This is a genomic window from Streptomyces sp. NPDC056373 (assembly GCF_042262425.1).
Lineage (GTDB): Bacteria > Actinomycetota > Actinomycetes > Streptomycetales > Streptomycetaceae > Streptomyces.
The window spans coordinates 194,705-208,006 of sequence record NZ_JBHJPX010000006.1 but is presented as its reverse complement, the minus strand read 5'-3'; the positions used below and the strand labels follow the sequence as shown (position 1 = coordinate 208,006).

Sequence of the window (13,302 nt, the reverse complement as noted above, 5' to 3'; positions counted from 1 at the left end):
GCGCGCCCTGCTCGTCGTAGGTCATGACACCGGCTCCTTCAGCACACGGTCCGCCGGGATCTCGGCCGTGACCGTCACCGCTGCCTGGTCCAGGTCGCGCGGCGTCGGCATCACGCTGCCGGGCAGCTGGACGGCAGCGGCGCCGTGCGCGACCGCGGAGGCCAGGGCCTCGGGGCCCTGGCCTCCGGCGATCAGGAACCCGGCGAGGGAGGAGTCACCGGCGCCGACGTTGCTGCGGACGGCGGCCACGCGGGCGCCGGCGAACCAGGCGCCCTGCTCGGAGACGAGCAGCTGCCCGTCGGCGCCGAGGCTGGCCAGGACGGCCCGGGCGCCCATCTCGCGCAGCTCCTCGGCGGCCTTCACGGCGTCGCCGACCGTGGCGAGGGGGCGGCCGACGGCTCCGGCGAGTTCCTCGGCGTTCGGCTTGACCACGTCGGGCCGCTCACGCAGGGCCGCGAGCAGCGCGGGCCCGGAGGTGTCGAGGGCGATCCGTGCCCCGGCGGCGTGCGCGCGGGCGACCAGGTCGGCGTACCAGGAGGGGGCGAGGCCACGCGGGAGGCTGCCGCAGCAGGCGATCCAGGAGGCGTCGCGGGACTGCTGCCGTACGGTCTCCAGGAGCAGTTCGCGCTCGGCGCCGGAGAGTTCGGGGCCGGGCGCGTTGATCTTCGTCAGGACGCCGTCGGACTCGGCGAGGGCGATGTTGGAGCGGGTGGCCCCGGCGACCGGAACCGGCGCGACCTCGATGCCCTGCTGGTCGAGCAGGTCGGCGACCAGGGCGCCCGGGGCGCCGCCCAGGGGCAGGACCGCCACGGTGCGCCGGCCGGCCGCGGCGACGGCGCGCGAGACGTTCACGCCCTTGCCGCCCGGGTCCATCCGCTCGCCGGTGGCGCGGATGACCTCGCCGCGGTCGAGGGACGGCACCTCGTAGGTGCGGTCCAGGGACGGGTTGGGGGTGACGGTGAGGATCATGCGCGCACTACTTCCGTGCCGCCGCGCTCGATCGCGACGGTGTCTTCGGGGCTCAGCCCGCTGTCGGTGATCAGCAGGTCCACATCGCTCAGGTCGCCGAAGCGGGCGAAGTGCTCCTGGCCGTGCTTGGAGGAGTCGGCGAGCAGCACCACCCGGCGGGCGGCGGCCACGGCCGCGCGTTTCACGGCGGCCTCGGCGAGGTCGGGGGTGGTCAGGCCGTGTTCGGCGGAGAAGCCGTTGGCGGCCACGAACAGCACGTCGGCGCGGATCTCGCCGTACGCCCGCAGCGCCCAGGCGTCCACGGCGGCGCGCGTGCGGTGCCGTACGCGCCCCCCGATGAGGTGGAGCTGGATGCCGGGGTGATCGGCGAGGCGGGCCGCGATGGGGAGGCTGTGCGTGACGACGGTGAGGGAGGCCTCCAGAGGGAGGGCGGCAGCCATCCGGGCCACCGTCGTCCCGGCGTCGAGGATCACCGTGCCCTCGGCGGGCAGTTCCGCGAGGGCCGCCTTGGCGATGCCGTCCTTCTCGTCGGCGGCGGTCGTCTCGCGCTCCGCCAGATCCGGCTCGAAGTCCAGGCGCCCGGCCGGGATGGCCCCGCCGTGCACCCGGCGGACCAGTCCGGCGCGGTCGAGGGCCTTCAGATCCCGGCGGATCGTCTCCGCCGTCACCTGGAACTCCTCGGCCAGAGACACGACATCCACTCGGCCGCCGTCACGGGCGAGCCGGAGGATCTCCTGCTGCCGCTCCGGTGCGTACATGTCCGTTCGCCTCCACCTCATGCCCGAACGTGTGGTTTCAGCGGGAGGCTACGCCGAGATTTCCGCAAAGTAAACAGGTTCGGACTCAATCGGGCATGATCAGAAGGTGGAGGCGAGAAGCGGGAAGTGCGTTTCCCTTTCCCGTCTCCTGACACGCGAACGGGCCCGGCACCGAGGTGCCGGGCCCGTTTCCCGCGGTCAGACCAGCACCGCTTCCTTCTCCCCCGCCGGCGCCTGCTCGCCCTCCACGTGCTGGGCGGGCCGCTTCGGCAGCGCGAACATCAGCAGGAAGATGGCCCCCAGCACCGCGGCGACGTACCCGAGCGCGTTCTGGAAGGCGTCCACGAAGGCCGGACCGATCTGCTCCCGCCGCAGGTGGTCGGAGATCGTGCCGAAGAACACCACCGACACCAGGGCGAGCCCCAGCGCGTTGCCCATCTGCTGCACGGTGTTGATCAGCCCCGACGCCGAACCGGCGTGCTCGCGCGGCACCTCGGAGAGCACCGCGTCGGTCAGCGGCGCGACGATCAGCCCCATGCCGACGCCCATCACGACCAGCGGCAGAGCCATCTGCCAGGGGGCGATGGCGAGGCCGTAGTGCCCGGACTCCCAGATGTAGAGGAGCACTCCGGCGCCCATCACCAGCGCACCCGCCTGGAGCACCTTGCGGCCGAAACGCGGGACCAGCATCTGCACGGACATCCCGGCGGCCGCCGACACGGCGATCGAGAACGGCACCCCGGTCAGGCCCGCCTTCAGCGGCCTCCAGCCGAGCCCGACCTGCATGTACAGCGTCCACACCAGGAAGAACACGCCCAGCGCGATCCCGAAGACGGTCTGCACGGCGATCCCGGCCGCGAAGCTCTTGACCTTGAACAGCGACAGCTCGATCAGCGGGGAACCGTCCCGAGCGGCCTTGCGCCTCTCGTACGCCACCAGCACCGCGAGGACGACGAGCGAGCCGGCCATCGAGACATACCCCCACACCGGCCAGTCCAGCTCACGGCCGCGGATGAGCGGGTAGAGCAGCATCAGCAGACCCAGCGTCACGAGCGCGACGCCCACCAGGTCCAGCTTCAGTGCGCGTGGCGCCTTGGACTCGGTGATGAAGCGGCTGCCGAGGATCAGTCCGGCGACACCGACGGGCAGGTTGATCAGGAAGATCGACCGCCACTCCCAGCCGAACAGGTTCCACTCGGTCAGCAGCGCGCCCAGCAGCGGACCGGACACGGCCCCGAGGCCGACGACCGCGCCGAACAGACCGAACACCTTGCCGCGCTCGTGCGCCGGGAAGGTGGCGTGCACGATCGACAGCACCTGCGGCACCATCAGCGCCGCCATGCCGCCCTGGAGGAAGCGCGAGGCGACCAGCATCTCCGGGTTCACCGCGAGGCCGCACAGTGCGGAGGCGAGCGTGAACCCGCCGATGCCGGCGAGGAAGATCCGCTTGCGCCCGTGGATGTCCCCGAGCCGTCCGCCGGTGATCAGGCCCGCGGCGAAGGCGAGGGCGTAACCGGCGGTGATCCACTGGATCTGGCTGAAGGAGGCGCCGGACTCCTGCCGGATCGACGGTATGGCGATGTTGACGATGGTCACGTCGACGAGGTCCATGAAGGCCGCGGTCATCACGATCGCGAGGGCGAACCAGCGCCGGCGGTCGGTCCCGCCGCCCGCCGTGCCGAGGGTGGTGTCGGTGGAGTTCATGCTTCGAAGTTAGACCCCTAGTAGGTCAGATCGTGTCCTATTGGTGCGTCATCCTCATCGGTATGACGACGGACACCCCGGCTCGGCTGCTGACCCTCCTCTCCCTCCTCCAGACGCCCCGTGAATGGCCCGGCGGCGAGCTCTCCGACCGGCTCGGGGTGTCCCGGCGCACGGTACGGCGGGACATCGACCGGCTGCGCGAGCTCGGCTACCCCGTGCAGGCGACCAAGGGCGCCGACGGCGGCTACCGGCTGGTCGCCGGCAAGGCCATGCCGCCGCTCGTGCTCGACGACGAGGAGGCCGTGGCGATCGCCGTCGGGCTGCGCGCCGGGGCGGGGCACGCGGTGGAGGGCCTGGACGAGGCCTCGGTGCGGGCACTGGCCAAGCTGGAGCAGGTCCTGCCGGGCCGGCTGCGCCACCGGGTGACCACCCTCCAGGCCGCGACGACGCCCCTCACCAGCGGGGACGGGCCGAGCATCGCTCCGGAGACGCTGACCGTCATGGCCTCGACGGTGGCCGGGCACGAACGGCTGCGGTTCGCCTACCGGGCAGCGGACGGCACGGAGTCGCGACGCCTGACGGAGCCCTACCGGCTGGTGTCGACGGGCCGCCGCTGGTATCTGGTGGCGTACGACATCGACCGGGACGACTGGCGCACGTTCCGCGTCGACCGGGTGAGCGAGCCGTTCGCCACCGGAGCCCGCTTCGTGCCGCGCGAGCTGCCGACGGGCGACGCGGCGGAGTACCTGCGGCGCTCCATGCAACTCCGGCACTCGTCCTACGACTTCGAGGTCACGTTCGCCGCACCGGCCGGCTTCGTCGCCGCCCGGGTACCCGACTGGCTGGGCACGCCCGAGCCGTTGGACGACCGCAGCTGCCGACTGCGGGGATCCATCGGCGACGCCGTGCAGTGGGTGGCGTTCCGGCTGGCGATGCTGGAGTGCGACTTCGTGGTGCACGAGCCGGAACAACTCGTGACGGCGGTCAGGGAGTTGGGGGCACGGTTGAGCAGGGCGGCAGGGGCGTCGCCGGACGCGGACGGAGAGCCGGGCGTGGGCGGGGTGCCGGGCGCGGGCGGGGTTCCGGACGCCGGTGGAGCGCCGGACCCCGGTGGAGCGCCGGACGCCGGTGGAGCGCCGGACGCCGGTGGAGCGCCGGACGGAGACAGGGTGCGGGGTGCGGGCGGGGTGTGAGCCGTCGCGTCACTGTCCCCACGGGAAGTCCCGCAGGGCAGCGAGGTTGCGCAGGGCGAGTTCCACCGGGCCGTCCGGACCCTCGACGGGCCCGTCCCCCGCGGCCCAGGCCTCCAACGCGGCCCGTACGGCCGCACCGGCGACGGCGGCGGCGAAGCGGATCTCAGGCGTGATCACGAGGGCCTCACCGGCCACGGCAACGTTGTCGCCGGCCCTTGAGGTTCCGGAGCCCCCGCCGACTCCGGAGGCCCGGCCGGTCCCGGCCCGGCCCGTCTCGGCCCCACCGGTCCCGGCCCCACCGGTCCCGGCCCCACCGGTCTCGGACACCCCGCCGCCCCCGGAGGCCCCTGCACGTGTCACCCGTTCCGCCAGCACCTCCCCCAGGCGCCGCTCGGACGCCTGGCACACCTCCGCCCACACCCTGCCCAGGGACGGGGTCGCCTCGGCCAGGCGCAGGAGTGTGCGGACCCACTCCCAGGAGGACACCGAGACGCCGACGCCCGGGGTGAGGGTGCGGTGCACCCCGTCCTCCAGCGCTCGCAGCACACCGGCGTCGGAGGGAGCGGCACGCACCGCCTCCACCCAGCGCTGGGCGCCGGTCGCGTAGAGCGGGGCGACGGCTTCCTCCTTGGTGGCGAAGTACCGGTAGAAGGTGCGCGGGGCGATACCGGCAGCCTGGGCGATGTCCTCCGCACGGGTGGCGCGCAGGCCGTGCCGTACGAAGAGACCGGCTGCCACCCGGGCGATCTCCATACGTGTCTCGGCCTTCCGCCGCTCGGTCAGTGAGGACGGAGGCGGGGTCGGGGTGGTGCTGCTCACGCCCGGCAGGCTATGCCCATGTGACACAATCTGCCACTGGCGGGCCACCCCGTGGTTCAGGTACGGGGTGGCCCGCCCTCCAGAAACAGAGAGAGCCGGGCCCCGGCGTCCGGGGGGAAGGACGCCGAAGCCCGGTCTCGGGGAAAGTCCCGGCGCCGGGGGGAGTGCGACGGGACGTGGCATTCGGGGTTCGAGGGGCGTGGCCCCGGGTCCGAACTGGTGGACCCAGAAGTCTTGTTCCCTGAGTCCGCGGATTGAAGCAGCGTTACAACGCCATGTTTGCGCGGTCTTTCGCCACCCGGCGTACGCGGTGGCCCCCGGGCGTACACGGTCCGTCACCACTGGCCGTGGGAACGGCTCGTACGCCCGGACGCCCACCGAGTGGACCGGTGCCCGCCATCGGTGACACCGCGTCGAGGGTCAGGCCGCCGCGTCGAACCCGGTGCTGCGGGCCAGCTTCTTCAGCTCCAGCAGCGCGTGCTTCTCGATCTGCCGGATGCGCTCGCGGGTCAGACCGTGCTCCTTGCCGACCTCGGTCAGGGTGCGCTCGCGACCGTCCTCGATGCCGTAGCGCATCTTGATGATCGACGCCGTGCGCTGGTCGAGGCGGCCGATGAGGTCGTCGAGCTCCTCGCTGCGCAGCAAGGTGAGCACCGACTGCTCGGGCGACACGGCCGAGGTGTCCTCCAGGAGGTCACCGAACTGGGTCTCGCCCTCGTCGTCGACCGACATGTTCAGCGAGACCGGGTCGCGGGCCCAGTCCAGGACGTCGGTGACGCGCTCCGGCGTGGAGCCGAGCTCGGCCGCGATCTCCGCGGGCTCCGGGTCCCGGCCGTGCTCGCGGTTGAACTCGCGCTGCACACGGCGGATCCGGCCGAGCTCCTCCACGAGGTGGACGGGCAGGCGGATCGTGCGGGACTGGTCGGCTATCGAGCGGGTGATGGCCTGGCGGATCCACCACGTCGCGTACGTGGAGAACTTGAAGCCCTTGCGGTAGTCGAACTTCTCGACCGCGCGCACCAGGCCGGCGTTGCCCTCCTGGATCAGGTCGAGCAGCGGCAGGCCGCTGCGGGGGTAGCGGCGGGCGACGGCGACGACGAGGCGCAGGTTGGAGCGGATGAAGACGTCCTTGGCGCGCTCGCTCGCGTCGACCAGGGCCTGCAGCTCCTCGGGGGAAGCCCCGGCCTTGTTCTCCTCCAGGCCGTCGAGGATCTGCTGTGCGAACACACCCGCTTCGATGATCTGCGACAGCTCGACTTCCTTGGCGGCGTCGAGCAGCGGTGTGCGCGCGATCTCGTCGAGGTACATGCCGACCAGGTCGCGGTCGGCGATCTCGCCGCCATGGGCGCGAACACTGCTTGCCGCGTCGGCCGTCTCGCCGGTGGCGGACTGACGACGGGCGACGGCACGGGTTGCCATGCGAGCTCCCTTGCGATGGTGAGGTCAGCGGGTGGTCCTTCGGACGCGGGACTCCGTCTTCCGGGACTCTCCGGACTCTCCTCGGGTGCCCTGCATCCGTTGGAAACAACGACTGGAATCAGGACAGAATTCCCAACCCGGCCCCCGATTTTTCTGATCATGCAGTACCCTGTCCGGCCACACAGGGAGGCCAGATGCCGTCACAGTCCACAGAGGTGCAGGTCAGGCCGGGGGTCGAGAGTGACCTCGAGGCCCTCACGGCCCTCTACAACCACTATGTGGATGAGACAGCGATCACATTCGATACGGCGATCTTCACTCCGGAGGAGCGCCGCCCTTGGCTGCTCTCCCACCCTGAAGACGGGCCGCACCGCCTGATGGTTGCCACGGAGCCCGATACACAGGAGATCCTGGGCTACGCCACTTCCAGCCCTTTCCGAATGAAGCCCGCTTATGCCACGTCCGTGGAGACGACCGTGTACGTCGCTCCGGACGCCGGCCGGCGCGGCGTCGGCACACTCCTCTACAGGACCCTCTTCGAGGCACTGTCGGGCGAGGACCTGCACCGCGCCTACGCGGGCATCGCGCTGCCGAACGAGGCGTCGGTCCGGCTGCACGAACGGTTCGCGTTCCAGCACGTCGGCACGTACCGGGAGGTCGGCCGCAAGTTCGGCAGGTACTGGGACGTGGCCTGGTACGAGAAGCCGCTGTAGAGCACCTCCGCCGGCTCGCCGCCGCCCTGGTCCGCCTCAGCCGAACTGCACCGACCGCTTCGCCAGCCCCATCCAGAACCCGTCGATCACGGACTTCTGCGTGTCCAGCTCACCGGCCGCGTCGGCCGCGCCCATGGTCACGAACAGCGGGGCGAAGTGCTCGGTGCGCGGGTGGGCCAGCTGCCCCGCGGGGGACTTGCGGGTGAAGTCGAGCAGCGCGTCCACGTCGCGCGCCTCCAGCGCCCGCCGCCCCCAGTCGTCGAACTCGGCCGACCACGCGGGGGTGCCGCCCTGCCGCAGCGCGGCCAGGTTGTGGGTGAAGAAGCCCGAGCCGACGATGAGTACGCCCTCGTCCCGCAGCGGGGCGAGCTTGCGGCCGATCTCCATGAGCCGGACCGGGTCGAGCGTCGGCATGGACACCTGAAGGACCGGGAGGTCGGCCTCCGGGTACATCTCGACCAGCGGGACGTACGCGCCGTGGTCGAGGCCGCGGTCGGGGACGTCCTGGACGGGGATGCCGGGGGCGCACAGCAGCTTGCGTACGGACTCCGCGAGCTCCGGTGCGCCGGGAGCGTCGTACTTCACCCGGTAGTAGTGCTCGGGGAAGCCCCAGAAGTCGTAGACGAGCGGGACGGTCTCCGTCGCGCCGAGGGCGAGCGGGGCCTCCTCCCAGTGGGCGGAGACGATCAGTACGGCCTTGGGGCGGGGCAGGCCCGCGGCCCAGGCGGCCAGCTCACCGGGCCAGACCGGGTCGTCGGCCAGGGGCGGCGCGCCGTGGCTGAGGTACAGAGCGGGCATGCGCTCCTGGGTGGCGGCGGACATGCTGCGGCTCCTTCCAAAACATGGTTCCCTGACAAAACTGTACGGGCCATTTGTTTAAAGTTCAAGGAGGGGCCACGTAGAGTGGAACACATGAAGGCACCCGCATCCGCACCGACAACCGGCTCCACCGCCCCACCCCAGGAACCGCGCTGGCTCACCGACGAGGAGCAGCGCGTCTGGCGCTGGTTCATGGAGGGCGCCACCCTCCTCGACGACCATCTCGACCGCCAGCTCCAGCGCGACGCGGGCATGCCGCACGTCTATTACGGCCTTCTGGTCAAGCTCGCCGAGGCGCCGCGGCGGCGCCTGCGGATGACCGAACTGGCGATGCTGGCGAAGATCACCCGCTCCCGTCTCTCGCACGCCGTCGCGCGCCTGGAGAAGAACGGCTGGGTACGCCGGGAGGACTGCCCCGACGACAAGCGGGGCCAGTTCGCCGTCCTCACCGACGAGGGCCTCCATGTCCTGCGGCAGACCGCGCCCGGGCATGTCGAGGCCGTGCGCCAGGCCGTGTTCGACCGGCTCTCGCCGGAACAGCAGAAGTCCCTCGGCGAGATCATGCGGATCGTCGCCGAGGGACTTCAGCCGGCCGAAGCGGGTGCGGACCTGCCCTGGCTCCGCTGAGCCGCGCGGAGCCGGGGCAGGTCCTGGATTCCGTAGGTGCGAGGCGTCCCCTTCCTCGTGCCTACGGGTGGCCCGAAGGGGTGCGGTGCGCGGGCGTCAGTGGGCGACGACCGGGATCTGCACCTCGTCCGCCGTGCCCTCCTCGGAGGACGACGCCACCGTCGTACCGCCCGGGCGGCCGGCGTTGACGAACGTCAGGGCGATCGCGGCGGCCACCACGAGGATGCCGACGGCGAACCAGATGGCGCTGGTGTAGCCCTGCACCATGGCCTCCAGCTGGACCAGCTGCTGCTGGGACCGGCTGGTCGCCCCGGCGATGTGGTCGGCGACGTACGCCGTGGTCGCCGAGGCGGCGATGGTGTTCAGCAGGGCCGTGCCGATCGCGCCGCCCACCTGCTGCGAGGTGTTGACCATCGCGGAGGCGACACCGGCGTCCCGCGGCTCGACGCCCTGGGTGGCCAGCGACATGGCCGGCATGAACGCCGTACCCATGCCGAGGCCGAGCAGCAGCATCGCCGGCAGCAGCAGGGCGGCGTACGAGGAGCCGGTCTCCAGCTGGGTCAGCAGCAGCATGCCGAGCGCGGCGACCAGGAAGCCCGGGCCCATCAGCAGGCGCGGCGCGACCCGGGTCATCAGGCGGGTGCCGATCTGGGTGGAGCCTGTGATCATGCCCGCGATCATCGGCAGGAAGGCGAACCCGGTCTTGACCGGCGAGTAGCCCTTCACGATCTGCAGGTAGTAGGTCAGGAAGAGGAACAGGCCGAACATCGCGATGATCGCGAGACCGAGGGAGAGGTAGATCCCGCCGCGGTTGCGCTCGGTGACCACGCGCAGCGGCAGCAGCGGGGCCTTGACCTTCGACTCGACGAGCACGAAGGAGAGCAGCAGCACGGCCGAGGCGACGAACATGCCGACGGTGAGGGAGTCGCTCCAGCCGTCGGACTCGGCGCGGGTGAAGCCGTAGACGAGGGCGACCAGGCCGAGGGTGGACAGGATCACGCCGGGGATGTCGAGCGGGGAGCGGTTGCGGCCGCCCTCCGGCTCACGGATGACGAAGTAGGCACCGGCCGCGGCGACGATGGCGAACGGGATGTTCACGAAGAACGTCCAGCGCCAGTCCAGGTACTCGGTGAGGAAGCCGCCCAGGATCAGGCCGACGGCACCGCCACCACCGGCGATCGCGCCGTAGATGCCGAACGCCTTGGCGCGCTCCTTGGCGTCGGTGAACATCACCGCGAGCAGGGAGAGCGCGGCGGGCGCGAGCAGGGCGCCGAAGACACCCTGGAGGGCACGGGCGCCGAACATCATCGCCTCGTTGGTGGCCGCGCCGCCGAGCGCGGAGGCGGCGGCGAATCCGCCCAGGCCGACGACGAAGGCCTTCTTGCGGCCCCACAGGTCGGCTATCCGGCCGCCGAACAGGAGCAGACCGCCGAAGGCGAGGGCGTAGGCCGTGACGACCCACTGCCGGTTGCCGTCGGAGATGCCCAGGTCCTGCTGGGCGGAGGGCAGGGCGATGTTCACGATGGTGGCGTCCAGGACGACCATCAGCTGGGCGAGCGCGATGAAGACGAGCGCTTTCCAGCGGCCGGCGTCCGGCTCTCTGGCCGGTGCGGCGAGGGTCTTCGAGGCTGTTTCAGACATGGGGATACCCACTTCGGGACTTCGTGACGGAAAAAGGTGACGAAAGGTGACGGCTCGTCCACGGGGATGGCCGCAGGGACTGTCGTTCAGGGTTCAGACGGGTGGGGCGGCCTGAACTCATCGGGTCGAAGCGATCGGGCTGAGGCGATCGGTTGGAGCGATCGGGCTGAGGCGATCGGTTGAAGCGGTCGGTTGGAGCGATCGGGCTGAGGCGATCGGTTGGAGCGATCGGGCTGAGGCGATCGGTTGAAGCGGTCGGTTGAAGCGATCGGGCTCGGTCGGGTCGGACGGATCCGGGTGTGCTGATCGGTCAGGGCCGGCGCAGGTCCTCCAGGGTCACGGCCGTACCCGGCAGGACCGAGCGAGCGGGAGCCCGCAGGCCGTCCAGGAACAGCTGAAGATGGCGGTGGACGAAACGGTCGGCGCGGAAGCAGTCCGTACCGGCCGGGGGCCGGCTGAGCTGGGCCACGGCGATCATGACGTCCCCCACGTCCACGTCGGACCGGAGCTGCCCGGCCGACCTGGCGCGGTCCATGACCTCCGCGACCTGCCGCTCGACTCGTTCACGCGCGGCCTCCAGGTCCGGGTGGTGCTGGTCGAACGTGCTGGAGACCATCGGGCACAGCGCGCTGATCCGCTCGTCGGCGGCGGCGTGCACGAAGCGCTCCAGCGCCTCGAACGCGTCGCCGGTCTCGGTGAGCGCGACCTCGGCGGCCGCGGCCGTACGGTCCATGACGGAGCAGACGACCTCGCGGACGAGTGCGTCGCGGTCCGGGAAGTTGCGGTACACCGTGGCATTGCCGACGCCGGCCCGGCGGGCGATCTCGTCGAGCGGCACCTCGGGGCCGTGCTCGACGAACATCTCCCGGGCGGCGGTGACGATCCGCTCCCGGTTGCGCAGGGCGTCGGCGCGAGGCCGGGGCACCTTGCGCGCTTCGGGACTGGCGGTCTGCACGGCGTACTCCTCGTGATGGGAAGTGGCTGGTACTCCGATCCGGGGAACGGGTCCCCGTTTCGGTCGGACACATGGCTAAACGGGGAGTAGGTCCCCGGTATTTCCCGCTCCCGAGGAAATTGTTTGTGACCTGGCTCACAAATCGGCCGACGCGCTCCCGACCGCTACTGACGGGAAACCCACGATCGGTCTCTTCCAGCGCGCGTCCCCCCACCCCGCGACGCAGGGTGATCGCAAGGGTGCAGCCGGAGACGGGAGGCTGCCCTGGCGCGGGAGGTCCCTTGCAGGTCCCTTGCATACAGCCGCCGCCCCGGCGCCCCCGCCCGGGCGGCACGGGCCCGCCGGGACGCCGGATACCCCGGCGCCGACTGGCGGCCCTGGCCTGTGTGAGCGCCCTGACCTTCACCGTCAGCACCTCGGCCGGCACGGGCCGGCTCGGGCCGGACAGCAGTACGGCAGGAGCGGGCCCGATCGTCCTGTCCCACACCCCCGCACACGGCCCCTGCATGATCCGCGGCCCACGCGAGGTCCAGATGTCCGAGGGCATCCCCACCGCCACCGGTTACACCCGCTCCACGGGCACCGTCCGCGCCCTCACCCTGATGGTCGACTTCTCCGACGCCCCCGGCGAAGGCGACGCCCAGGACCGCTTCCGCGAGTTCTTCCCGCAGACCCGCGAGTGGTTCCGCACCAGCTCCTACGGCCGCCTCGACTACCGCCCCGAGACACCGATCCCCGGCTGGCTGCGGATGCCCAAGTCCTTCCGGGAGTACGGCATAGAGCGCGGGGCCCCGTTCGAGCCCGGCTACCGCACCCTGGTCCAGGACCTCGTGGAAGTGGCCGACCCTGACGTGGACTTCCACGCGTACGACCTGCTGAACGTCCTGGTGAGCCCCAACGCCGGCCCCTCCGCCCTGGACACGGTCCTGTCCGTCACCTTCGCCGGCAACCCGGACGCCCCGGTGGCCGACGGCCTGCCCGTGGCCAACGCGTCCTTCGTCTACTCCCGCCAGGACGACGGCTCCGGCTCCTACGACCGCACCGGCTACCGGGTCCTCCCCCACGAGAACGGCCATGTCTTCGGCCTGCCCGACCTGTACACGGCAGAGGGCGGGGGCGCGGTCGGCCACTGGGACATCATGAGCGAGGACTGGGGCGCCAACAACGACTTCCTCGGCTGGCACAAGTGGAAGCTGGGCTGGCTCGACGCCGCCCAGGTCCACTGCGCGGCGTCCCCCGGCACCACGGAGTACACCCTGACGCCGCTGGCCCGGGCCGGTGGCTCCAAGCTGGTCTTCGTCCCCCTCGACGCCCGCACCGGCTACGCCGTCGAAATGCGCACCCACGCCGGCAACGACGAGGCGGTGTGCCGGCCGGGCGTTCTGATCTACAAGGTCGACGCGGAGGTGGACACGGGCATGGGCCCGGTCACCGTCACCGACTCCCGCCCCGACAGCGGGGGCTGCACGCGCGCGCCGAACGTCCACGCGGAACTGTCGGACGCGCCGTTCACCCCCGGCGAGACGTTCCGCGACGCGGCCCGGGGCATCACGATCGATGTGACGGGTGTGGAGACGGGAGTGGCGGGGGTGGGGGCGGGGGCAGGGGTGGAGGGGGGGTATCGGGTGCGGGTGACGCGGAAGTAGTGGGGGATGAGGGAGTAGGGGGCGAGGGAATAGGGGGGT

The 13,302-nt window shown here is 71.5% G+C and carries 12 protein-coding genes; 4 read left to right on the top strand and 8 right to left on the bottom strand.

Annotation, left to right across the window (positions count from 1 at the left end):
* Positions 1 to 21: 21 nt before the first annotated feature.
* The 3 genes from pfkB to ACFCXS_RS14580 all read right to left on the bottom strand — a co-directional run bounded on the left by pfkB (position 22) and on the right by ACFCXS_RS14580 (position 3,431).
* The gene (gene pfkB / locus ACFCXS_RS14590; protein ID WP_376643587.1) at positions 22 to 969 is read right to left on the bottom strand and encodes a 1-phosphofructokinase; all 948 of its coding nucleotides are present in this window, start codon (positions 967 to 969) and stop codon (positions 22 to 24) included.
* On the bottom strand, positions 966 to 1,727 hold the full coding sequence (locus tag ACFCXS_RS14585; protein WP_104780129.1) for a DeoR/GlpR family DNA-binding transcription regulator: 762 nt from the start codon (positions 1,725 to 1,727) through the stop codon (positions 966 to 968). The genes pfkB and ACFCXS_RS14585 overlap by 4 nt, the downstream gene beginning before the upstream one ends.
* A gap of 198 nt (positions 1,728 to 1,925) precedes the next feature.
* Entirely contained in the window at positions 1,926 to 3,431 is a 1,506-nt protein-coding gene (locus tag ACFCXS_RS14580; protein WP_376643586.1) for an MFS transporter, read from the bottom strand.
* Positions 3,432 to 3,493: 62 nt separating this feature from the next.
* On the opposite strand from ACFCXS_RS14580, the gene ACFCXS_RS14575 reads away from it, so the two are divergent.
* Positions 3,494 to 4,624 carry a helix-turn-helix transcriptional regulator gene (locus tag ACFCXS_RS14575; RefSeq protein ID WP_376643585.1) on the top strand — a complete coding sequence of 377 codons (1,131 nt, stop codon included), beginning with the start codon at positions 3,494 to 3,496 and terminating at the stop codon, positions 4,622 to 4,624.
* Positions 4,625 to 4,633: 9 nt separating this feature from the next.
* Here ACFCXS_RS14575 and ACFCXS_RS14570 read toward each other — a convergent pair whose 3' ends face one another.
* Positions 4,634 to 5,443: a TetR/AcrR family transcriptional regulator gene (locus ACFCXS_RS14570; RefSeq protein ID WP_376643584.1), complete on the bottom strand. Its 810-nt coding sequence runs from the start codon at positions 5,441 to 5,443 to the stop codon at positions 4,634 to 4,636.
* A 420-nt stretch (positions 5,444 to 5,863) separates the two neighbouring features.
* On the bottom strand, positions 5,864 to 6,862 hold the full coding sequence (locus tag ACFCXS_RS14565) for an RNA polymerase sigma factor RpoD/SigA (RefSeq protein ID WP_031107295.1): 999 nt from the start codon (positions 6,860 to 6,862) through the stop codon (positions 5,864 to 5,866).
* Between the two features lie 194 nt (positions 6,863 to 7,056).
* On the opposite strand from ACFCXS_RS14565, the gene ACFCXS_RS14560 reads away from it, so the two are divergent.
* Positions 7,057 to 7,575 carry a GNAT family N-acetyltransferase gene (locus ACFCXS_RS14560; protein WP_376643583.1) on the top strand — a complete coding sequence of 173 codons (519 nt, stop codon included), beginning with the start codon at positions 7,057 to 7,059 and terminating at the stop codon, positions 7,573 to 7,575.
* A gap of 36 nt (positions 7,576 to 7,611) precedes the next feature.
* Here ACFCXS_RS14560 and ACFCXS_RS14555 read toward each other — a convergent pair whose 3' ends face one another.
* The gene (locus tag ACFCXS_RS14555; protein WP_376643582.1) at positions 7,612 to 8,397 is read right to left on the bottom strand and encodes a dioxygenase; all 786 of its coding nucleotides are present in this window, start codon (positions 8,395 to 8,397) and stop codon (positions 7,612 to 7,614) included.
* A gap of 90 nt (positions 8,398 to 8,487) precedes the next feature.
* Between ACFCXS_RS14555 and ACFCXS_RS14550 the strand changes: the two genes are divergently transcribed.
* A complete protein-coding gene (locus ACFCXS_RS14550) occupies positions 8,488 to 9,021 on the top strand; it encodes a MarR family winged helix-turn-helix transcriptional regulator (RefSeq protein WP_376643581.1) in 534 nt (177 codons plus the stop codon).
* Between the two features lie 96 nt (positions 9,022 to 9,117).
* Here the strand turns inward: ACFCXS_RS14550 and ACFCXS_RS14545 are convergent, their stop codons facing one another.
* Together ACFCXS_RS14545 and ACFCXS_RS14540 are read right to left on the bottom strand one after the other, a co-directional pair.
* Positions 9,118 to 10,662 (bottom strand): MFS transporter, encoded by a 1,545-nt coding sequence (locus ACFCXS_RS14545; RefSeq protein ID WP_376643580.1) that lies wholly within the window; start codon positions 10,660 to 10,662, stop codon positions 9,118 to 9,120.
* Positions 10,663 to 10,972: 310 nt separating this feature from the next.
* Positions 10,973 to 11,617, bottom strand: coding sequence for a helix-turn-helix domain-containing protein (locus ACFCXS_RS14540; protein ID WP_362236732.1), 645 nt, complete (start codon positions 11,615 to 11,617; stop codon positions 10,973 to 10,975).
* 296 nt (positions 11,618 to 11,913) lie between these two features.
* Here ACFCXS_RS14540 and ACFCXS_RS14535 point away from each other — a divergent pair, with 296 nt between their 5' ends.
* On the top strand, positions 11,914 to 13,263 hold the full coding sequence (locus ACFCXS_RS14535; RefSeq protein WP_376643836.1) for a M6 family metalloprotease domain-containing protein: 1,350 nt from the start codon (positions 11,914 to 11,916) through the stop codon (positions 13,261 to 13,263).
* Positions 13,264 to 13,302: the final 39 nt, after the last annotated feature.

Excerpts from the sequence above, each read along its gene's own strand:
- ACFCXS_RS14555 (WP_376643582.1), bottom strand. The coding sequence starts at position 8,397 with ATGTCCGCCGCCACCCAGGAGCGCATGCCCGCTCTGTACCTCAGCCAC.
- ACFCXS_RS14575 (WP_376643585.1), top strand. The coding sequence starts at position 3,494 with ATGACGACGGACACCCCGGCTCGGCTGCTGACCCTCCTCTCCCTCCTC.
- ACFCXS_RS14560 (WP_376643583.1), top strand. The coding sequence starts at position 7,057 with ATGCCGTCACAGTCCACAGAGGTGCAGGTCAGGCCGGGGGTCGAGAGT.
- pfkB (WP_376643587.1), bottom strand. The coding sequence starts at position 969 with ATGATCCTCACCGTCACCCCCAACCCGTCCCTGGACCGCACCTACGAG.
- ACFCXS_RS14580 (WP_376643586.1), bottom strand. The coding sequence starts at position 3,431 with ATGAACTCCACCGACACCACCCTCGGCACGGCGGGCGGCGGGACCGAC.
- ACFCXS_RS14545 (WP_376643580.1), bottom strand. The coding sequence starts at position 10,662 with ATGTCTGAAACAGCCTCGAAGACCCTCGCCGCACCGGCCAGAGAGCCG.
- ACFCXS_RS14565 (WP_031107295.1), bottom strand. The coding sequence starts at position 6,862 with ATGGCAACCCGTGCCGTCGCCCGTCGTCAGTCCGCCACCGGCGAGACG.
- ACFCXS_RS14585 (WP_104780129.1), bottom strand. The coding sequence starts at position 1,727 with ATGTACGCACCGGAGCGGCAGCAGGAGATCCTCCGGCTCGCCCGTGAC.
- ACFCXS_RS14550 (WP_376643581.1), top strand. The coding sequence starts at position 8,488 with ATGAAGGCACCCGCATCCGCACCGACAACCGGCTCCACCGCCCCACCC.